General features: G+C 43.4%; 20 protein-coding genes. 11 read left to right on the top strand and 9 right to left on the bottom strand.

Translation table 11 applies throughout. The features are described from left to right. Window positions 1-44: 44 nt before the first annotated feature. The 4 genes from EGI32_RS05100 to EGI32_RS05085 all read left to right on the top strand — a co-directional run bounded on the left by EGI32_RS05100 (window position 45) and on the right by EGI32_RS05085 (window position 5,141). Complete coding sequence (locus EGI32_RS05100) at window positions 45-608, top strand: HAD-IIIA family hydrolase (protein WP_255154297.1); 564 nt, start codon at window positions 45-47, stop codon at window positions 606-608. 188 nt (window positions 609-796) lie between these two features. Then, window positions 797-1,747 (top strand): hypothetical protein, encoded by a 951-nt coding sequence (locus tag EGI32_RS05095; RefSeq protein ID WP_255154296.1) that lies wholly within the window; start codon window positions 797-799, stop codon window positions 1,745-1,747. A gap of 323 nt (window positions 1,748-2,070) precedes the next feature. Next, window positions 2,071-2,694: a peptide-methionine (S)-S-oxide reductase MsrA gene (gene msrA / locus EGI32_RS05090; RefSeq protein ID WP_255154295.1), complete on the top strand. Its 624-nt coding sequence runs from the start codon at window positions 2,071-2,073 to the stop codon at window positions 2,692-2,694. A 251-nt stretch (window positions 2,695-2,945) separates the two neighbouring features. Beyond that, window positions 2,946-5,141 (top strand): T9SS type A sorting domain-containing protein, encoded by a 2,196-nt coding sequence (locus tag EGI32_RS05085; protein ID WP_255154294.1) that lies wholly within the window; start codon window positions 2,946-2,948, stop codon window positions 5,139-5,141. A 343-nt stretch (window positions 5,142-5,484) separates the two neighbouring features. On the opposite strand, the gene EGI32_RS05080 is transcribed toward EGI32_RS05085, so the two are convergent. Continuing rightward, window positions 5,485-5,889: a c-type cytochrome gene (locus EGI32_RS05080; protein WP_255154293.1), complete on the bottom strand. Its 405-nt coding sequence runs from the start codon at window positions 5,887-5,889 to the stop codon at window positions 5,485-5,487. Window positions 5,890-5,999: 110 nt separating this feature from the next. After that, window positions 6,000-7,649 (bottom strand): ABC transporter substrate-binding protein, encoded by a 1,650-nt coding sequence (locus tag EGI32_RS05075; RefSeq protein ID WP_255154292.1) that lies wholly within the window; start codon window positions 7,647-7,649, stop codon window positions 6,000-6,002. A gap of 115 nt (window positions 7,650-7,764) precedes the next feature. Here EGI32_RS05075 and EGI32_RS05070 point away from each other — a divergent pair, with 115 nt between their 5' ends. Beyond that, the gene (locus tag EGI32_RS05070) at window positions 7,765-9,456 is read left to right on the top strand and encodes a M1 family metallopeptidase (RefSeq protein WP_255154291.1); all 1,692 of its coding nucleotides are present in this window, start codon (window positions 7,765-7,767) and stop codon (window positions 9,454-9,456) included. Window positions 9,457-9,582: 126 nt separating this feature from the next. On the opposite strand, the gene EGI32_RS05065 is transcribed toward EGI32_RS05070, so the two are convergent. Beyond that, window positions 9,583-10,278, bottom strand: coding sequence for a C40 family peptidase (locus tag EGI32_RS05065; RefSeq protein ID WP_255154290.1), 696 nt, complete (start codon window positions 10,276-10,278; stop codon window positions 9,583-9,585). 325 nt (window positions 10,279-10,603) lie between these two features. Here EGI32_RS05065 and EGI32_RS05060 point away from each other — a divergent pair, with 325 nt between their 5' ends. The 3 genes from EGI32_RS05060 to EGI32_RS05050 all read left to right on the top strand — a co-directional run bounded on the left by EGI32_RS05060 (window position 10,604) and on the right by EGI32_RS05050 (window position 12,258). Then, window positions 10,604-11,155, top strand: coding sequence for a YceI family protein (locus EGI32_RS05060; protein ID WP_255154289.1), 552 nt, complete (start codon window positions 10,604-10,606; stop codon window positions 11,153-11,155). A 66-nt stretch (window positions 11,156-11,221) separates the two neighbouring features. Next, a complete protein-coding gene (locus EGI32_RS05055) occupies window positions 11,222-11,398 on the top strand; it encodes an SRPBCC domain-containing protein (RefSeq protein WP_369681627.1) in 177 nt (58 codons plus the stop codon). A 140-nt stretch (window positions 11,399-11,538) separates the two neighbouring features. Continuing rightward, window positions 11,539-12,258 carry a DUF4397 domain-containing protein gene (locus EGI32_RS05050; RefSeq protein WP_255154288.1) on the top strand — a complete coding sequence of 240 codons (720 nt, stop codon included), beginning with the start codon at window positions 11,539-11,541 and terminating at the stop codon, window positions 12,256-12,258. A gap of 76 nt (window positions 12,259-12,334) precedes the next feature. Here the strand turns inward: EGI32_RS05050 and EGI32_RS05045 are convergent, their stop codons facing one another. Together EGI32_RS05045 and EGI32_RS05040 are read right to left on the bottom strand one after the other, a co-directional pair. Further along, window positions 12,335-12,943 (bottom strand): hypothetical protein, encoded by a 609-nt coding sequence (locus EGI32_RS05045; protein ID WP_255154287.1) that lies wholly within the window; start codon window positions 12,941-12,943, stop codon window positions 12,335-12,337. A gap of 250 nt (window positions 12,944-13,193) precedes the next feature. Next, window positions 13,194-13,754: a hypothetical protein gene (locus tag EGI32_RS05040; RefSeq protein ID WP_255154286.1), complete on the bottom strand. Its 561-nt coding sequence runs from the start codon at window positions 13,752-13,754 to the stop codon at window positions 13,194-13,196. A 308-nt stretch (window positions 13,755-14,062) separates the two neighbouring features. On the opposite strand from EGI32_RS05040, the gene EGI32_RS05035 reads away from it, so the two are divergent. Next, the gene (locus EGI32_RS05035; RefSeq protein ID WP_255154285.1) at window positions 14,063-14,476 is read left to right on the top strand and encodes a DUF2809 domain-containing protein; all 414 of its coding nucleotides are present in this window, start codon (window positions 14,063-14,065) and stop codon (window positions 14,474-14,476) included. On the opposite strand, the gene EGI32_RS05030 is transcribed toward EGI32_RS05035, so the two are convergent. Genes EGI32_RS05030 through EGI32_RS05020 form a run of 3 tightly spaced genes read right to left on the bottom strand, consistent with a single transcriptional unit; the run spans window position 14,473 to window position 16,789 of the window. Continuing rightward, window positions 14,473-15,585 carry a hypothetical protein gene (locus EGI32_RS05030; RefSeq protein ID WP_255154284.1) on the bottom strand — a complete coding sequence of 371 codons (1,113 nt, stop codon included), beginning with the start codon at window positions 15,583-15,585 and terminating at the stop codon, window positions 14,473-14,475. The genes EGI32_RS05035 and EGI32_RS05030 overlap by 4 nt on opposite strands. Window positions 15,586-15,591: 6 nt before the next feature. Continuing rightward, window positions 15,592-16,257, bottom strand: coding sequence for a hypothetical protein (locus EGI32_RS05025; RefSeq protein WP_255154283.1), 666 nt, complete (start codon window positions 16,255-16,257; stop codon window positions 15,592-15,594). Next, the gene (locus tag EGI32_RS05020) at window positions 16,235-16,789 is read right to left on the bottom strand and encodes an RNA polymerase sigma factor (RefSeq protein WP_255154282.1); all 555 of its coding nucleotides are present in this window, start codon (window positions 16,787-16,789) and stop codon (window positions 16,235-16,237) included. The genes EGI32_RS05025 and EGI32_RS05020 overlap by 23 nt, the downstream gene beginning before the upstream one ends. A gap of 205 nt (window positions 16,790-16,994) precedes the next feature. On the opposite strand from EGI32_RS05020, the gene EGI32_RS05015 reads away from it, so the two are divergent. Continuing rightward, the gene (locus EGI32_RS05015; RefSeq protein ID WP_255154281.1) at window positions 16,995-18,455 is read left to right on the top strand and encodes an aminoacyl-histidine dipeptidase; all 1,461 of its coding nucleotides are present in this window, start codon (window positions 16,995-16,997) and stop codon (window positions 18,453-18,455) included. 66 nt (window positions 18,456-18,521) lie between these two features. Here EGI32_RS05015 and EGI32_RS05010 read toward each other — a convergent pair whose 3' ends face one another. Further along, window positions 18,522-19,391, bottom strand: a complete 870-nt coding sequence (locus EGI32_RS05010) for an OmpA family protein (protein ID WP_255154280.1) — start codon at window positions 19,389-19,391, stop codon at window positions 18,522-18,524. 216 nt (window positions 19,392-19,607) lie between these two features. Between EGI32_RS05010 and EGI32_RS05005 the strand changes: the two genes are divergently transcribed. Continuing rightward, window positions 19,608-20,990: an alpha-amylase family glycosyl hydrolase gene (locus EGI32_RS05005; RefSeq protein WP_255154279.1), complete on the top strand. Its 1,383-nt coding sequence runs from the start codon at window positions 19,608-19,610 to the stop codon at window positions 20,988-20,990. Window positions 20,991-21,072 lie beyond the last annotated feature (82 nt).

Here is a 21,072-nt window from a genome sequence, read left to right as displayed (position 1 = left end):
ACCTCCGGGGTTTCATTCTTAATTCTTAATTCTTAATTGAATACATGCTTCCATTAAACGACATCACCCCTTCCTGGACCCTCTTTCTCGACCGCGACGGCGTGATCAATTACGAGAAGCAAGCCGATTATATACATACCTGGGAAGAATTCAGGTTTTACGAAGGCGTGCTGGAAGCGATGCGCATATTCACCCCCAGGTTTGGCCAGATAGTGGTGGTGACCAATCAGAAAGGTGTAGGTAAAGGCCTCACAAAACTCGCCGACCTCGAAGAGATACATACCAATATGAAGGCTGCAGTGGAAGATGCCGGCGGCAGGATCGACGCTATTTATTTCTGCAGCGACCTGGAAGACACCAGCCCCGGCCGCAAACCCAATCCCGGTATGGGGTTGCAGGCGGCCAAAGATATCCCTTCCATCGACCTTTCCAAAGCCATCATGGTAGGCAATACTTCCAGTGACATGCAATTTGGCCGTAACCTCGGTGTGTACACCGTTTTTTTGCCCACTACAAGGCCGGAAGTAGACCTTAATGACGAACGGATCGATGCGGTGTTTCCATCGTTGCTGGCTTTTGCGCAAGCGGTGGAGAAGGTTGAAGGTTGAAAGTTGATAGTTGAAGGTTGAAAGTCTTACCGGTCTGAAATTAATTTACTTCTTTAAAATAATTTCTAATCGTGAATCAACCTTGAACCTTCAACCTTGAACCTTCAACCCTTATAACCTTACGTTAAATTTCCCCGGCCGTCCTTCTATACTTTTTCATTGTAAATAGTTTATTTACATTTGATACAATGAAACTCTTCCCATTACTCCTTGTCTTTGCAGGTTTTACCACACAATTGCAGGCACAGCATATCAGCAAAGCCGATATCGTACTCCTCGCAAAAAAAGAGGATTCGCTGAAAGTACCTGCACTCAGGATACTCAATGGTACCAACCCGGCTGCCAAACTCAGTTCAGACAGTATCTTTACCCGCGGGCTTGTAAGGGCGCTCAAGGTGAAACATTCTTTCGACTACCCTTTCGATTCTCTTATTACCATTTCGAAGATATACCCGCCAGACAGCAGCTTCAGGATATTCACCTGGCAGATGGCCATCAGCGACAATGTGATCCGGCAGCATGGCGCCATACAGATGCGTACACCCGACGGCTCCCTCAAACTCTATCCGCTGATCGACAAATCGGATGTGACGGAAAATATGAGCGACACTATCGGCAATAATTATGGCTGGATGGGTGCTGTTTATTACAAGATCATTCCAACTACCTGGCAGAATAAGAACTATTACACGCTGCTGGGTTTTGACGAAAACAACATCCGCAGCGATAAAAAGATCATCGAGATATTGACGTTCAACCAGGACGGACCAATTTTTGGGAGCCGTAGTTTTGTTTTTGAGAACGGTAATGTGTTCCAAAAGAACATGGCCCGTTATGTAATGGAATTCAAAAAAGACGTAGGCCCACGCCTCACTTACGATCCCGAACTGCAGATGATCGTGATGGAACATCTCGTTTCCGAATCGAACCAGCCATTGAAAAAATGGACGCTGATACCGGATGGCGATTACGAAGGTTTTAAATGGATCAACGGCAAATGGGCTTATGTAAGCAAGATCTTCAACGATATCACCCCGGAGGGAAAACCGCCGACCCCTAAAACCATCCGGGATGAGAAAGGAAATGTGGAATATGAAAAGCTGAAGGGGAATGAAGGCACCACTACGCCGACGCCGTAGGTATAGTTGCGAGTGCCGCCGGGTGGCGGGTTGATTGATCGTTGGTGTAGATTGAAGCGAATTCTAACCGCAGAGAACGAGAGGTGGCAGAGTTTACGCAGAGATTATATATTGAACTCTGCGTAAACTCTTTTTCTCCTTTCTCTGCGGTGAAGAAAACTTCCATCTTAACGGAAGTTCAGGAAACATAAACACTTCGAAGGAAAAGCTTCGCAAACGATCAACCAACCCGCCACCCATCACCCGCAACTCTAACAATCCCTTCACAGCCTATAAACTACCTCATTTCGTATTTAGTTTTTTAAATTTCAAATTTTTGCAAAATGTCTAGACTGGCAATTCTATCATTATTTACAATATTCTCTTTTTTCTCAGCCCCCAAAGCAGAAGCATTTTCTACAAATACAACCGTGGTAACCGACACCGCCACTTTTGGAACGGGATGTTTCTGGTGTACTGAAGCTATTTTTCAGCAGGTGGAAGGTGTGATCAGCGTTTCCAGCGGCTATAGTGGCGGTCATACTGTAAAGCCGAGTTATAAAGAAGTATGCAGCGGCACTACAGGGCATGCCGAATGCCTCGAGATCGTCTTTGACCCTAAAAAGGTGAGTTATGAGACTTTACTCGAAATGTTCTGGCAAAGCCACGACCCTACCACCCTTAACCGGCAGGGAAATGATATCGGCACCCAATACAGGAGCGTGATATTTTACCATAATGCGAAACAGAAAGCACTGGCGGAAAAATATAAAGCATTATTGAACACCAGTGGGGCATTTGACAAACCGATCGTGACCACGCTGGAACCTTTCACTCGTTTTTACATCGCTGAAAACTATCATCAGGATTACTTTAATCAACATGGAGAAGAACCTTATTGTCAATATATTATCCGACCTAAAGTTGATAAATTCAGGAAAGTTTTCAAAAACAAGCTAAAGCATTAAGCCTCCTGATTTGTTAATAAATATTAAAAAAAAAGTTCCAAATAAATTTTGAAATATGCATTTTTAATGTAAAATTTGCCTTCTATAACTGCTTACCCGGTTATTTCCTCCATAACCCATCTTCCTAGAGACAACTACAAGACTTTATCTAATAGTAATACTTTACTATATTCCTCTACTATCCACTTAAAAGCCATTCAAAAGCCTCCTTATCTCCTGTGAGCCATTTTTTTAATCTTAAATTTTAAAAAATGCTTACTAAATTTACTACAAGAGCAATGTCTTTGTTTGTAGCGCTCGCATGCCTCGCGACGACTACAAATGCACAACAGACCGGTATCGGAAATCCGTACGCGGTGAACGCTTATCAGCAAGTCTATTCCGGTGTTTTCAAAGGTGGTACTGCCGTTATCGGTAATACCAACATGACCAGCGGTGTAGATGGCGTTGCTGCCATGAATAATATCAACGGCGGCGATAACCGTGGTGTCGGGTATACTATTTATGGAAACGATAACCAGGCAATGGATTTCGTAGACATCGATGGTGTTGCCATCACCCAAAATTCCAGTTCTGCCAATCTTTCTCTTCCTGCAGGATCGAACACGATCAAATTCGCCCGCCTGTATTGGGGTGGCCGTATTGAAAGGTCTGCGGTGGTTTCAAAACCCGATACCCTGCGTAAGGTGAAGATCAGGTTCGGAAACGGCGCTTACAATAATGTAACAGCTCCTGCTGCAAATGTTGACCAATATGGTCTTCAGGCTACAGGTGGTGATTGGGCATACCAGACCTGGACAGACGTTACGGCATTTGTGCAGGGATCAGGTGCAGGTACTTACACTGTTGCTGATGTACCCGCTTCACAAACCACCAACGGAACAGGTGGCCGTTATGCCGGCTGGAGTATCGTGATCGCTTATGAAAATCCTAATTCACTGTTGAACAGCGTTCGTGTGTATCATGGTTTTTACCAGATCGCCAGTACTAATAACGATCCAAAAAATATTTCTGTGACCTTGAATGGTTTGAACGTACCTAATAACTCTTTAGCATCTACCGATGCGGTGATGTCTGTAATGGGTTGGGAAGGTGATGGTCATTTAGGTGCTACCGGTAATAATCCACAGGGTGATTATATAAAAGTAAATAACGTAGTTGTTTCAAATGCTACCAACCTTGCTACCAATTTCTGGAACGGCAGTATCACTAAAAACGGTGCTTATGTTACTACCAAAAATCCGAATTACGCTAACCAGATGGGTATCGATATCGATGAGGTGAATGTAGGTACAGGATTTGGTATCCAGCCAAATGCTACTTCTGTTACAGTAACTTTCGGAACCGAACAGGATCAGTATTTCCCGAGTTATTTCGCTTTCGCCCTAAGGGTAAAAGATCCGTTGGTAACGATCGACAAGACCGTTGCTGATGCAAGTGGTAATAATCTGATCGAATCAAATGAAATATTGACCTATACCCTTACCGGTACTAACGTAGGCCCGGGTGTAGCGAAGGGCGTATTTGTAGTGGATTCACTTCCTACGAATGTAACTTACATTCCAAATTCAATGGAAGTAATAAGCGGTACAGGTATGACGATCGGTGCACAGACAGATGCAGTCGATGCGGCTGATAAATCTTTCAAAGCGGTGAACGGCACAAGGAATTATGTAAAATTCTTTATCGGGACTAATTCTACCAATGCAGCCGGTGGTACTTTGCAAGTTGGCCAGGGTTATAATGTTCGGTTCAAGGTACAAGGCCAGGCAATTCCTGGAAGTGTAACTAACACAGCTACTTCATATGCATTTTCTGAAATTAATGAACTGTTTACCGACGTAAGTACAGCAGTTATTTCTCCTTCAGGCGGCCCATTATCAGTGAAACTGGTATCCTTCACCGGTGTGTTGAACAACAATAAAACTGCTACCCTGCTCAACTGGATCACTGAATCTGAACTGAACAATAAAGCATTTGAAGTTCAGAGGAGCGAAGATGCGGTACACTTTACTACAAGGACAACTGTTGGTGGTAACGGTACAACCGGCACAAGGCACTCCTATAGCTACACTGATGCCCTGAACACCAATGCAAAGGTTGTTTACTACCGCCTGAAAGTGATCGACAACGACGGTAAGGTTTCTTATAGCAATGTTGTTGCGGTTAAACTGGACGGAAGTGCATTCAGCGTAGAAAAAATGAGTGTTTATCCTAATCCTTTTGTTAGCGATGTGAAAGTATTCATCAACAGCAAACAACAGGTAACTGCAAACTTCAGGGTAGTTGGCCTGGATGGCAGGCAGATCTCAACCAGGAAGGTAGCTATCGAAACCGGTGACAACATCGTAGTGATGAGCGATCTTCAGAACCTGCCAAAAGGTACATACATCCTTGAAATTTCTTCAGGTGATGAAAAATACATCAAGAAGATCATAAAGAATTAATCATAGAACAACCAATCAATCCAAAAAAAAGCGGCTATCTTATTAATTTAAGATAGCCGTTTTGATTTGTACAATTACGAATTACGAATGGACAATTACGAATTACGAATGGAAGCGGAGGGCTAAGCGAAAGGGGATCACGGATTTTAAAAGGATGAAGGGGATTGCACAGATTATTTCCTGCTCCGCAGAAAATTTAAATGCAGTTTATAAATTCTGGAACTTATAAAAGTGTGTCAGGATTTATAAACTGCATTTTCGTTTTTACGAAGTAAAAACCATCTGTGCAATCCCCTTCATCCTTATGAAATCAGTGATCACATCTCCTTGCCTGCATTCGTAATTAATAATCGCTTTTCCTTCTGAAATCCGCAGAATCCGTAGCTGGCATTGGATTTCCGTGATGGCAGGTATAACACGTTACCGCCTGGATGTCTTTGCTTTCGGGGAAATATTTTTTATTGATATCATTGGTAAGCAGCATCATCTTACGCGCCATCTCCTTTTCAGGCTTGCTATCCTTATCAAATTCAAGGTCTTTTGTAGTGACATTTTTAGTATGACAATAATTGCAGCCCACTCCCAGCCCTTCATTGAATCCTTCCATGATCTTATCCAGCTCTTTGGCGCTAATATTCTTAGGCAATACCTGCAGGTTTTTAAATTCATCCTGCGGAATGGCAGCAACGGTAACAATTGTTGCTGTCAGCAGCAAAGAAGCAGTCAGGAAAATTTTGGAAATCCTCATACGAATCAATTAAGAATTAAAAATTAAGCATTAAAAATGAGAACCAGCGAAGAATAGGTGGACAAACCTTAAAAACAAGTCAATTTTAACGAACGCTTCGTTCTTAATTCTTAATTCTTAATTGTCTTACGTAGTTCCAGCATATTCAGACTGTTCGGATAGAAACCGGTAATATTGGTATGTACCAGGTGCAGGGCCATATCGTACCAGAGCGGTATCACCGGCGAATCTTCGATGATGAGTTTGTCCATCTGGCGGTAGAATTCGTAACGGGCTGAATCGTTTACTTCGGCAAGTGCACGTTCGTAAAGCTGATCGAACTGATCGTTTTTATAACGGGTATAATTTGGCGGAGCCGGATTTTTGCTGTAGAAAACACTCAGAAAATTCTCCGCATCGGGGTAATCCGCTATCCAGCTGCCGCGGAAAAACAATGCCTGTGATTTGCTGGTCTGCTCCAGCAAAAGGCTTTTCTGTATCACTTCCACCTGTACGTTGATACCGGATTGCTTGAGTTCATTGGCGATGTAGGAAGCCAGATCGGCGTAATTGGGGATCGTGAGCAGTTTTATTTGCGGGAGATCCTTTCCATCCTTGTACCCTGCTTCGGCCAGTAACTGCTTTGCCCGGGCAGGATCATAGAAGTACCCTTTAACTTTTTGCGCATCAAAAGATGGCAACCCCTGCGGGATGAATCCGCTTTCAGCAGCGGTACCAATAGAATTACGCAGGTAAAGCATCATCTTCTTCCGGTCGATGGCATAATTGATGGCCTGCCGCACTTTTCTGAGGCGCATAGGCGATGAAGCCACCAGGCTGTTCGCAGTATCCATCAATATCCCGATGTATTCAATATTGAGATAAGGATGTTTGTGGAGCAACAATTTGCCCTCCCATTGTTTTTTCAGGTTACCGCCTTTACCCAGCATTTCGTCTTTGAAAGATGCATCTATATCGTTGATAAAATCCAACCTCCCCTGCTGAAATTCCAGGAATTCCGTAGCCCGGCTGTCATAGAAATTCACTTTGATGCCATCGAGATAAGGCAAACGTTTTCCGGAACTATCCTTTTCGAAATAATGTTCGTTCTTTTTCATGATCAGCGCCTGTCCTTCTTCCCAGGCCACAAAAGCGAACGGGCCTGACCCGACGGGATGACGGCGAAAATCCTGTCCGTATTTATCTACTGCTTCTTTGGGAATGATCGAACAATATTGTGTGCTGAGTATACCCAATATCGGCTGAAACGGCTGCAGGAGTGTAAGTCTGAAAGTGCTGTCATCAAGTGCTGTAAAGGGTTGCAGCGGGTCTACCCTGTTATTGAAGATCCATGCACCCGGACTGGCGGTTGCCCGGTCTATGAGCCGGCTGAAGCTGTACACAACATCCGCGGCTACCAGTTTTCTACCTTTACCAGCTTCAAATGCCGCATCATCGTGAAAGAAAACATCGTTGCGCAAATGAAAAGTGATCGTCTTTTTATCTTCCGAAAATTCCCATCGCAGCGCCACCGATGGCTTTAGCTGCATACTGTCATCCACTTCTACAAGTGTATTGTACAATTGATGGATCGGCCACATCACGGATTGGTTCTTGGCAAATGCAGGATCGAGAGAAGCGATACCGGTGAGTTCATTGTAACGAAATATCTTTTTGCTACTGTGTTGTCGATCCTTGCAGCCGGTTTGCACCAGCAGCATGCTTATCACCAGCAATGTTGCAACAACGGGAAAGAGCCTGTAAGAAGTGAATAATTTCATCGGGGTAAAAATATACAATCGCGGGGAAATACGGTGATGCCGCTTATAAAATATCCCCGTTTGCAAAACAAGTTATGACTATTTTTATCTTTCAATAAATATTCCTACGTCGGGCATGAATACCACAGGCAAACCATTACAAAGAAAAAACAGCATCGCATCCACTCTCGTTAAGATCTCTTCCCTGTTATTATCACTCGCTATCAGCCAGGCGTCGATAGCGCAATCATTCACACGCCAGGATACTTTACGCGGCAGCATAGGCCCCGGAAGGATTGGCTGGGATGTGTTGAAATACGATATTACGGTACAACCTGATTTTGCTGCCAAAACGATCAGGGGAAAAAACAATATCACGTATTACGATGCCGGTGTAAAACTGATGCAGATAGATCTGCAGGAGCCGATGCAGATAGACAGTATCGTCAGCAATGGAAAGTCACTTTCTTTCACAAGGGATGGAAATGTTTTTTACACGCAGATACGCGACACCAGCAGGATGTATAAGATACGCCCCGGCGTACGAAATGTACTCATCTATTTTTCAGGCAAACCAAAAGAAGCGGTGAAAGCACCCTGGGATGGCGGCTGGATATGGACTAAAGATAAACAAGGTGCTCCATGGATGACCGTAGCCTGCCAGGGATTGGGGGCCAGTGTGTGGTATCCCTGCAAGGATGTACAATCGGATGAGCCGGACAGTGGTGCGCTTATGCATATGATCGTACCCGACAGCCTCGTGGGCGTGAGCAATGGCCGCATGACTGAAAAAAAAATATTGGGTGATGGCACTACCCGTTATAGCTGGAAAGTGATTTCACCGATCAATAATTACAACATCGTGCCTTATATAGGCAAGTATGTTCATTTTGGCGAAACTTTCAAAGGGGAAAAAGGAAAGCTGGATATGGATTATTGGGTGATGGAATATAATCTTGATTCTGCGAAGAAACAGTTTGTGCAGGCTCCGCTAATGATGAAAGCTTTTGAGCACTGGTTCGGGCCATATCCTTTTTATGCAGACGGCTATAAACTGGTGGAGACACCTTTCCTGGGAATGGAGCATCAAAGCGCCGTAGCCTACGGAAATCGTTATAGGAACGGTTACCTTGGCAACGATCTTTCTAAAACCGGCTGGGGGCTGAAATGGGATTTCATCCTTGTTCATGAAAGCGGTCATGAATGGTTTGCGAATAACATCACTACAAAAGATATTGCAGACATGTGGGTGCATGAAGGGTTTACAAATTACAGCGAGACATTGTTCACAGAATACTACTATGGAAAAGAAGCGGCGAAGGAGTATGAGATAGGCTTGCGTAAACTAGTAAAGAACAAGCAGCCATCGATCACCCATTATGGAGTAAACGAAGATTATCCGGATACCGATATCTATTACAAGGCTTCCAATATGATACATACCATCCGTCAGCTGATCGGCAATGATGTTTTGTTCAGGGAAATTTTACGCGGGCTTAACAAGACATTCTATCATCAGACAGTCACCACCCGGCAGGTAGAAGATTACATCATCAAAAAGTCGGGTAAGAAACTGCAAAAGGTATTTGACCAATATCTCAGGAATTCGAACCTGCCGGTGTTGGAATATAAACTGGATGGGTACACCTTGCATTATCGGTATGCGGAATGTGTGGATGGGTTCAACATGCCGTTAAAGATAAACTTCAAAGGATCAAGATGGATAACGCCTACGGCACAATGGAAAACTTTAAGCATGTATCCGGAAGGTGATAAGACATTCAGTGTGGATAGTAACTTTTACGTTCTTGCTAAAGAAATAAAGTAGTGGATAATGGATAATTATGCTTACGGATTTAAAGCCGTTCAGAAAAATGAGATTACTTCAAACTGAAAGAATCCATTATCCATTATCCATTATCCATTATCCATTATCAATTATCAATTGTCCATTCTAACGCACTGCCGGTTGAAGCTGAAGTCTGGCCATTTCTGCCGTTTCCACTGTCCTTGCGGCGCCAATGAATTTTTTAGAATAATAACTTTCATCCAGGTTGCTGATGGTAACGCCGCTGCTTACGCTGGCATGTACAAAATAGCCGCCACCAAGATAGAAGCCTACGTGGCTTACGCCTCCCCGGGTGTTGAAGAAGACCATATCACCTTCCAGCATATCTTCCTTCGCTATTTTTTCTGAAGCTGCATAAATATCGCGGGCTGTGCGTGGGAGCCTTAACCCGTATACCGAACTCATCAGTAATCCCACAAATGCGCTGCAATCAATTCCTGCACGGGTAGTGCCGCCATAACGGTAACGCGTACCCCACCAATCATCAATAAAGTTCAACAGAGTCAGATTGGTCAATGTTTCAACTTCCCTTTCCAGTATTTGTGCAAACTTGAATTGTAAACGGTTGCAGCTTTCAGTCGCCATAAGGCTACCCGACGCTGTGGCGGAAGCACGTACCGGTAAAACCGGTGGAGCGATGCTTACCTGTGAAGCGGTGATGATATTATCTGTACCGGCAGCAGAAGCATCGTTGCGGAATTCAATTCCGGTGATGAACCTTGGTGCAGGCTGAGCTGCTGCGCTCAATGATGTTCCTGAAAAAATGCTGATAGCAATAGAAACAAAAAACAAGTTTTTCATACGTAAAATTTGGGTTTACACGTATGTACGACTTAGTCTCGTGTTATTTACTCTCCTTTAAAATCTTGAATTACCTGTTGTTAAATCCCTTTCTGTTATTCCTGTCCTACAAACAAATTAAAAAAATATTCTCTCTTAAAACTGCGCAAAGGTAATAAAAATTGCTCAAAATCAATGGCTTTAACATATACGGATGTACTTACCGGCCATTTTGATACATCAATTCTGTCAAAAGCCAACTGGTAACCTTATTATTATGTACAGTTGATTTGATAATATTCTATATTGCAATACTTTCATTTTTTAACAATTTTAACCATAGATCATGTCTACCAAATCAAAATGGGTGATAGACCCAACACATACTGAGATCGGTTTTAAGATCAAACACCTGATGATATCCAATGTTAAAGGCAGCTTCGATACATTTGAAGCCAATGTGTTAACTACCGGCGATGATTTCATGACCGCGGAAATTGATTTTTTTCTTGACCCTTCCTCTATCAGTACCGGCAATGCAGACCGCGATGCGCACCTGAAAGGCCCGGATTTCTTTGATGTGGAAAATCACAAACAGATCACTTTCATCGCCAACACGTATGAAAATGTAGACAACGACGGGAGTTACGAACTGTGGGGCGACCTCACGATCAAAGGCATTACAAAAAAAATAAAGCTGGATGTTGAATTCGGCGGCGTGGTAAAAGATCCCTGGGGAAATGAAAAAGCAGGGTTCACTATTAATGGCAAGATCAACCGTAAAGACTGGGGACTTACCTGGAATGCGGCCATGGAAGCGGGCGGCGTGGTAGTAAGTGAAGATGTATACATCAATTGTGAAGTGGAACTCATGCGGTCAAATGAAGAGAACAGCTGATCTTTTCCACTATGTTATTTTAAAGCCCCGCTCCTGCGGGGCTTTTTGATTTCATAAAAACCGGAAATTATTTGCGTAACCTGGGAACTGGAAGAACAGGGAGAAAACACATTGGTCACCATCACACATACGGGTATTGAAACTATGGAAGTGAACGGCCCTGATTTTGCTAAAACTAACTTTACCGGTGGCTGGACTTATTTCCTCGAAGATGCACTGATGAAATATCTCGGAAGCAAGTGATCACATCCTGATTTTTCTTAATGATTGAAAGAAATGTTAATCCCTTTTTAGCTGCTTGTTTTTAACGGAAAAAAGCAGGGCGTGGCACCATTTTTTCAGTTCATGGATACACATTTTACATTAAAACCATAGGAAAAATCATGATCAATCTTATTAAAAAAAATGCATTTGTTTTGCTGGCAATTGCGTCTGCAGGTATTTTGTTCAGTTCGTGCCTTAAAACTGATAACCCGGATAATACACCTGCTGGAGCCGGAATCATGGCATTCAACCTGGCCCCTGACCAATCGTCGGTCAATTTCGCCATATCCGGTTCAAGGCTGACCAATCAATCGATTCCGTATTCAAATTATACGGGAGTATACCTGGCAATTTATGGAGGTACAGGACAGGTGGAAGCTTATAACAATGCCGGCGTCAAAATAGCCTCGTCAGCCACCACTACGTTTACACAGGGGAAATATTATTCGGCTTTCCTGGTGGGCAAAGACAGTACATTCGAAAACATCGTGGCAGAGGATAATCTCGATAGTCTTCCAATGGTCGCTGGAACCGCGTATGTGCGTTACATCAATGCTGTGGCTGATAGTTCCCTTCCGGCTGTGAAGATCAGCAGTGGCGGTACCGAAGTAGTGAATAACTCCGCTCCTTTCAAATCTGTTTCGGATTTCAGAGCGATCACTGCGGGAGATATTACCGTAAGCATCAACAACGAATCATCCACTATCAATGCTACCCGGACATTCGCGGTGGAAGCCAATAAGATCTATACGATCCTTCTTGCAGGAAAAGCAGCTTCTACCAATCCTGATAGCCTTGTACAGATCAAGTTCATTACGAACGCTACGATTACGCAATAAATTTTGCAAATCTTTCAATTACAAACACCAAAGCCTCCCGCAAAAAACGGGAGGCTTTTTATTAAAGAAATAAATTTTATTTGTTCATCACTACCCTGCTGTCGCGCTGCTGGCTATTAGCCTGCATACTGTTTTGCTGAGAGCCGGTGAATTTTTTCCCTTTAAAGAGACCGGCGGCTTCCGGGTGTGTAGTCAGTATTTCGCTCATCACTTTTTCTGAATAGGCAACGATGTTTCCATTGTCGCCGGTCTGTACGAAGTACTCATCTACTGCCCTGTCGCCATTATAGCGTTTTTTGCAATATACGTTCACTGTACCTTTTGCTATCCTTACTGCGAAGCCCGGCAGGGTTTCTGTTGCAGCACAGGTGCGCCTTCCGGAGGTAAAAGTAGTTTGAGATACTGAATAATGATCTTTGTTCTGATAAGCCACTATCTCTGCCGGAGTAATTCTGATCTTATCATCCGCCAGCAGGTATGGGCTGGTAAATACGCCGGTCACCAATTTGAGGCTGGTATAATTTTTTACAGTTCCATCGGGCATTTTCACAAAACAGGCTGCATCCGTTTCTTTGGATGATTCGATGTCAGATTTGCGTTGCTCGGGGGAGATCTTACTTGTAAAACATGAGGTCATGGCTATAAGAATGCATAAAAGCATAGCCGCTGGTAAAGATTGCTTCATTTTCCTTAGGTTTATTAGGTCTCACATAAACGCATCAGGCGGTATATTATTGTAAAGAATAATAAGATTTTTTTTAAAATACCACGTATTTATCCGTTATAAACCCGGGAGCGTACGATGAGCCCACCTTCTGTATCCTTCAACTGGATTCAGGGTGGCACAGTTGTAATTCCGGACTGGATGTGCAGGTAGCCAATCAAAACAACAGCAACGGGCTCTTTTCATTATGCAAAAAGAGGCATAGGCGTTTTTAGGTAGCTTTTATAGAATGCACGATGGCCGTGAGATATTGACGAAGAGTTGAGCGGTTATACCGCATGGTAAGATGTGTAATGAGCAACGTTACGATCCATGCAACGATCACATATTGTAAAGGGAAATCATTAAGGTTATAGATCAGGAGCATGACCGTCAGCAATGCCATCACCACAACCAGGATATACAATGCCACAAAACACATCACGATCCAGTGTAGTACAAAAAACACCGCCATGTACACATTAAGTTCGAAGAACCAGAACACGAGCGACCATACAATAACTGAAAGGATAGTAAAACCTGCGGCGGAACGAAATGTGAAAATGCTGGGCCGTACTGTACAATCGAGTCTGGTGTGCGATTCATCGGCCTGCGAAAGATGGATACCGACCTTACCGGTTGGCGCCAGCAGGTGCAGAAAAGAATTGTGCCTTCGTATTTCGATATCATCACCGGAAACGGATATGTTTTTCGCCGACAATTTCAGTGCCGTTATGATGGCGGCTTTATCTTTTTCAATTTCAAATGAAATGTCCTCTTTATAACTGATCATGCATTGTACTTTTCAATCAGTTAAAAGTACGGAAATTTGAAGTGCGGCTTTCAATCAATTAATGTATTGTTTAGTGAAAATTATTGTCAGCATCAGTTTGTAGAAAGACGATTATATGCTGAAAAGTCTGGTTTTGGTCAAAAAATATAAAGGAACATTCGTTACAAAATTTTTCTTTAAAAAAAATGTAACGAAAAATAAGTAAAAAATCTGTTACACGAAATTTTTGAAAAAAAAGTGTAACATGAATGAGACAAGCATAAGTACTGGTGGTGAAATAAAGGTACAGACAATTCCTATATTTGGGCATGTTTTATTTTTCACCGAAATATCTCCTGCTGACCTTCGTGTTGCTGATCACAGAGATATGCATCGCATTATTCCTGCACGATCGATTTATCAGGCCTTACTTCGGCGACTTCCTGGTGGTGATGCTCATTTATTGTTTTGTGAGGAGTTTCCTGAATGCATCTGTATGGAGAACCGCTATTGCAGTGTTATTATTTGCCTGGTTCATTGAAATGATGCAATACTTTCAGCTGGTGCAAAGGCTTGGACTCGAAAATAACAAGTTTGCCAGAACGATCATAGGCAGCTCTTTCGGCTGGGAAGACATGGCTGCTTATACATTTGGCATCATCACGGTGCTGCTTTTGGAAAGAAAAAAAAATACTTGCCAGGCATTCCCCGGAAGAAATACCTGGCAGGTAAAACTACTTTAGAAACTTTGTACCCATCGCAACCCGGGTGTCACTCCCTTAAAAAGATTGTTGAAATAGATCATCGGCTGGATCTTTGTTTTTCCTTCAAACAGCGATAGCGCGCCTACTCCCAACCTCATCGTCTGTTTGTCGTACATCTCCCCTTTCCTGCTGATGAGATAACTGAAACTCATGTTGAAAAGATCATACCCGTTTTTTTGTACATCATTATCCTTGATAAAACCATGTGCGAAGCTCGCTGTAAGAAACTGGCTGCGAAATGTCTGCAACTTCCCATCTGTATTTTTAGCGAATGAAAAATGATTTTCCCAGGAGATGCCGAGCTCTCTTTTGAAATTTTTGCTGCCCAATAGCACATACGCCCCCAGGCTTACAGATGGTACGAAATACGATTTGTAATTTTGAATATCCACACTTCCCCGGAGTGTGAGGTAATCCCCACCAGCGATGTAACCTTTATTGGCATTGGCTTTTATGGATTTATCGGCTTTAAGCTGATACAAAGAATTTCCCCCTTCGTAATCCCATCCTTTGTCAGCATTCACTTTCAGGTCCGTAATTTTTTTATTCAATATACCGTTCATGTATTGTGCGATATCCCCGATATTGTTGAGATAAAAACTTGCTTTAAAATAACGTACCCCGGGCGTTTTATTTCGTTTTGTGAACCGGTTGCTGTAAGAAACCCTTCCCACAAAATTGATCGTATCCAGTTCCATCTTCATGGAAGAAACTTCGCCGTCACTCATCACAAAACTGTTACCATCCGGTTTGAATTGTTGCAGGCGCAGTTTTCTTTTATCAGTATCATCAATGATATAATCGATCCGTTTTGTGGTCGATTCATCCGCCAGCGAATCTTTTAGGAGCTTAAGATCCTGCAGCAGCCCATAGATCAGCGAATCCATATTTGCAAATTTGTCCAGGTCATCCAGTTTTTTGACATCCAGCTGCAGTTTATTCCCTTTTCCAAGATCAATGTAAAATCTCCTGTCGGTAGAATTTGCGGGGATATCGAATGTCTTTTCGGCATTCGTCAGTTTGCCCTGGGCACATAGTTCCCATGTGATGCCTGCCAGGAGCAGCATCAATGCGATTGTTTTTTTCATGTCAATTTAATTTTGAGAAGAGAGTTTTATGCGGATGAGGTTATCTTTTCGGTTGCCGGCATTATTAGTATAGATTTCTTTGGTATGGAATTTTACAGGAAAGTATGGCCTTCCGTCGCCGGTGAGGCTATCGGTAGAACCAGCCAATTCATTGTAGTGTACCATCTTCAGCTTTTTCTTGGCCGGCGCTGCCGCGATAAGATGAAAGGTATCAGCAATCACAGGTTGAACGGATGCAATATCGGGCACGATCTCTTCCGGCAACACATTATTTTTGGGGACAGGTGGCTGGTTATTAGATGAAATTATAAGAGCAGCTGCAGGTCTGGCAATGACTTTGACTTCATTTGAAACCGCTACCGCAACAGCATGACTGGTATCAGGCTGTTCTTTAAGGATGAATTGTTCGGTTTGTTTAACCGGAATATTTTCTTTTACTACCGCTTCATTTTTCGATTTACCAGTAAAGAACCATGGCAGGCTGATCACTGCCAGCAGGCAAGCCGCAGCGAGCCAATACCAGGCGGCTTTATTTTTACGCGGTGGGTTTTCGCGGCGGGCTTCCAGTTTTTCCCAGGAAGCACTCAGGTCGAAATCCTCTCCGGACAAGCTTTCCAGGCCTTCCAGTTTCCTTTCCCACCCCGGATTATTATTGTTGTTGTTGCCTTGCATATCCTTGTTCTTTATTTACAATCATTTTTTGCAATAGTGCTTTTGCTTTGCTCAGCTGCGATTTTGAAGTGCCTTCAGAAATACCCAGCAGTGACGCTATTTCGGCATGCGGCATACCTTCGATTGAATACAGGTTAAATACCGTCCGGTACCCCACCGGCAACTGAACGATCACCTGAAAGATTTCCGCAGCGGACAACCTGTCCAGCATATCTTCATCAAGTGCTATACTTTCAGCCACCGATTCGGACACGATCGTAAATACATTCTTCTTTCGTAAAAACATCAGGCACTGGTTGATCATGATCTTTTTCAACCATGCCCCCAGCGCCGCTTCATGCTGATAATTGAAAGTGCCGATACTCCTGAAAAAATTGTGAAACCCATCCAGCATACGTTCTTCCGCGTCTTCCGGATTTTTCACATATCGCCGGCAAACCATGAGCATCCGGCGTGCAAAGAGATCGAAGAGACATTTCTCTGCTGCGGCACTCCCCCGTTTTGCTTCAGTAATCAGTTCGGCTATATTCATGTAATCATTTCGTGATGCTGTACAAATATATAAATGCAGGCCATCAACGAAAGGTTGCCTGATGCTAAAAAATAGTGAATAGTCAAACTTTCGATTTTTTTTAGGATAGCGAGATTTATAAAAGGCATTTAATTCGTGTAATTCGTATTAATTCGTGTACTTCGTAATAGTAATTGGCTTTAATTCGTGTAATAAAATAAAAATTATGTCTGATCAGATACGCCAACTCGAACCAACGGCACTTTGGAACCATTTCGCCGATCTCAATGCCGTTCCACGGCCGTCAAAAAAAGAACAACAGGTAATAGAATTCATCCGGTCGTTCGGGCAATCGCTTGGATTGGAAACGCTGGTCGATGAGGCAGGAAATGTGATCATCCGCAAAAAAGCCACGGCCGGTATGGAAGACAAAGTTCCTGTTATCATCCAAAGCCATCTCGACATGGTTCACCAGAAAAATGCGGACACTGTGTTTGATTTTGCCACACAAGGCATTGATATGTACCTCGAAGGCGACTGGGTAAAAGCACGCGGCACAACGCTTGGCGCCGACAACGGCATTGGCGTAGCCAGTATCATGACGCTGCTTTCGTCTACCGATATCCCGCATCCCGCTATTGACGCCTTGTTCACGATAGATGAAGAAACAGGAATGACTGGTGCACTGGAACTCAAAGGTGGATTATTGAAGGGAAAGATACTGCTCAACCTCGACACAGAAGATGATACAGAACTCACTATCGGTTGTGCCGGAGGTATCGATGTGACGGCCACAGCTAACTACAGCGCACAAACGCCAACAGGAGATTCTTTCTTCCGCATCAGCCTGAAAGGCCTTACGGGAGGACATTCCGGCATGGACATTCACAAAGGGAGAGCCAATGCCAATAAACTCATGAACAGGGTGCTGCTGGAATTGAGCAACCGGTTTTCGATACAGGTAGCTGATATAGATGGTGGCAGCCTTCGCAACGCGATACCGAGGGAATCTGTCGCCACTATTGTTTCAACAATGGCTGAAGCAGAAACGATCAGGGAATCCATCAAAGGTCTAAATAAGATATTACAGGAAGAATATAGTTTTACCGATCCTAAACTGCTATTGGAAATCTCGCCTGCGGAAAAAATTACGGGCGTATTACCCGATGAATTACAATACAGGTTGCTGCGGGCAATTTATGCCTGTCCGAATGGAGTATACCGCTTAAGCCCTGATATTGCAGGATTGGTGCAGACTTCCAATAACATTGCCAGGGTAATGGTGAAAGATGGGAACTGGACGGTTCAATGCCTTACCCGTAGTTCAGTGGACACAGAGAAAGCCGATCTTGCCAATGCCCTTTCATCGGCCTTTGAATTAGCTGGTGGCAGTATCAGCTATGGTGGAAAATATCCCGGCTGGGCTCCCAAACCCGGTTCGCCGATCGTACAACTGATGTCGGAACTGTATCTTGAAATGAATGGAAAACCGGCCCATGTAAATGCAGTGCATGCCGGGCTTGAGTGTGGCATCATCGGCACCAATTACCCGGATGTACAGATGATCTCTTTTGGCCCGAACATCACCGGGGCTCATTCGCCGGATGAAAAAGTACAGGTTAGTTCTGTACAGAAATACTGGAAATTCTTATTAGAAACTTTGAAAAGACTTCCAAATAATGAATAATGAATAATTAATAATTCCTTCGCTTCGATAATTATTAATTATTCATTATTCATTATTAATTGGTCTTTATTTTTTTTCCAATAATTTAAAGAACTGATCCAGTTGCGGCAGGATAACGATCCTTGTACGGCGGTTAGCGGATTTACCATCTGCAGTACTGTTGTCAGCCACGGGGAGGTATTCGCCACGGCCTGCTGCTGCCATCTTAGCGGGGTTCAACCCGTATTGAGTTTGCAGGATACGCACTACTGAAGTAGCTCTTTTTACACTAAGATCCCAGTTGTCGGTGAGCACGCCATTTCCTTTGAAAGGAACATTATCCGTATGACCTTCTACCATGAACTCGATATCCGGTTGATTTTTCAGCACCAGTGCCACTTTGCCCAGCACTTCTTTTGCCCTGTCTGAAACTTCGTAGCTACCACTTTTAAATAACAGCTTATCAGAAATATCGATGTACACTACCCCTTTGTCTACTTTGATATTGATGTCTTTATCATCAAGATTACCGATTGCTCCTTTGAGATTGGTCACCAACGCCAGGTTCAAAGAGTCCTTTTGGTTGATGGCAGTCTGCAAACCTTGTATGTACGCATCTTTCGCGCCGATATTATCCAATGATTTTTTAATGCTTTCCGCCTGCGAAGAACTGATCACAGAAAGATTTTCCAATTGTTTCAATGCCTGCGAATTGTTGGAATTGAGGTAATCCACCTGCTTTTTCAGTGCCGCGACCTCGTTTTCCAATTCCGCCTTTTTCCTGGAATTTTCAGCAGTAAGATCGTTACAGTCTTTTAACTGGCTCTGAAGACGATTATATTCTGTCTGCAATTCCACGTATTTTACCTGTTCGCCTTTCAGTACTTTTTTGCTCACGCATGCACTCATCAATAGCATGGCTGCGATGCTTGCTAATGTAATGTTCCTGATATTCATGATCCTGGTTTTTAGTTCGGGGCAAAGTTATTTCAATGTCCCGCCAATACCGAGCAAAACAGGTGCCGAATTGTTAAAGGGATGTTTAAAAAATAATGGATAATAGATAATATTCTGCATTTCATTATCCATTATCCATTATACCATTATCCATTATAACTTATTGTTTAATGTGTAAGTTATACATATCTTTATCTTCAATAAAATAACTTGCATATGAATCGTTTTTTACAGTTGGCCTGTTGCGCCACTTTAATCGCGTTTGCTTCCTGCAAATCGCCTTCTTCAAAAGATAAAAAAACTGATGAGCCTGTTGTGGCTGAAGCGAAACTGATCGATGGCCATCCCGCATGGATCGAACAAGGAAATATCTACGAGGTGAATGTCCGTCAGTATACGCCCGAAGGGACTTTCAAGGCTTTTGAAAAAAATCTTGACAGGCTGAAGGAAATGGGGGTGCAAACGCTCTGGTTCATGCCGATCAACCCGATAGGTGTTACTGACCGAAAAGGTGTATTGGGCAGTTATTACGCGGTAGCGAATTACACAGCTATAAATCCTGAATACGGTACATTGGAAGACTGGAACAGTCTGGTAAAAAATGCTCATGAAAAAGGTTTCAGAGTGATCATCGATTGGGTGGCCAACCACACTTCCGCGGATCATTACTGGCTGAAAGATCATCCCGATTTTTATGAAAGGGATAGCGCCACCGGCAAAGCATTATCGCCATTTGATTGGACTGATACCCGCAAGTTGAATTTCAAAAACATGGCATTGCAGGATAGCATGATCGCAAGCATGAAGTACTGGCTCACCACTTCAAAAATCGATGGCTTCCGTTGCGATGTGGCCGGCGAAGTGCCCGATGCCTTCTGGACACGCTGTATCAACGAACTGAAAAAAGTGAATGCGGATATCTTCATGCTGGCTGAAGCGGATAAACCTCAGCTGCACAAAGACGGCTTCGATGCTACTTACCCATGGGAAATGTTTTCGATGATGGTAAAAGTTGCCAAAGGCCAACGCACCGCGAATGCGCTTGATAGCGTACGCAATAAGATCGACAGCACTTACCCGGCCAATGCTATCAAGATGATGTTTACCAGCAACCACGATGAGAATAGCTGGAACAAAGCGGATTACGGTACGATGCCGGGAATCATTCATGCACCGTTTGCAGTGTTTACACAGACTACGGGCCGCAGCGTTCCGCTGATCTACAGCGGGCAGGAAGAGCCGGTGAAAGACAGCATCAGTTTCTTTTATAAAAACCCTATCAAATTCGGGCAATACGGACGTGCTAAATTTTACAAGACATTACTTGACCTGAGAAAAAATACGCCGGCGCTCGCCGCGAATGCATCTTTCAAAAAAGTGGTGGTGGGTGATGAAAAAGCAGTATATGCGTATGTTCGCGAAGCAGGGTCTTCCAGAGTATTGGTAATACTGAATCTCTCCGCAAAAGAACAGGCGATCAAAGTAACCGATGCCTCATTGCATGGAAATCCATACAATGTATTCATGGGCAATAAAGAACCATTAAAAGACACAGAGTGGAAAATTGAACCGTGGGGTTATGTGGTATATGTATATTAACCACAGAGGATACAGAGGTACCCAGAGTATCACAAAGTTAAAATATTAAATAAAAAAGGCAGGTCTGAATAATATTCAGACC

The organism is Ferruginibacter sp. HRS2-29 (assembly GCF_024343615.1).
In the GTDB taxonomy this organism is placed as follows: Bacteria; Bacteroidota; Bacteroidia; order Chitinophagales; family Chitinophagaceae; genus Ferruginibacter.
The sequence above is the reverse complement of the archived record's forward strand: the minus strand, read 5'-3'. Positions and strand labels throughout refer to the sequence as shown.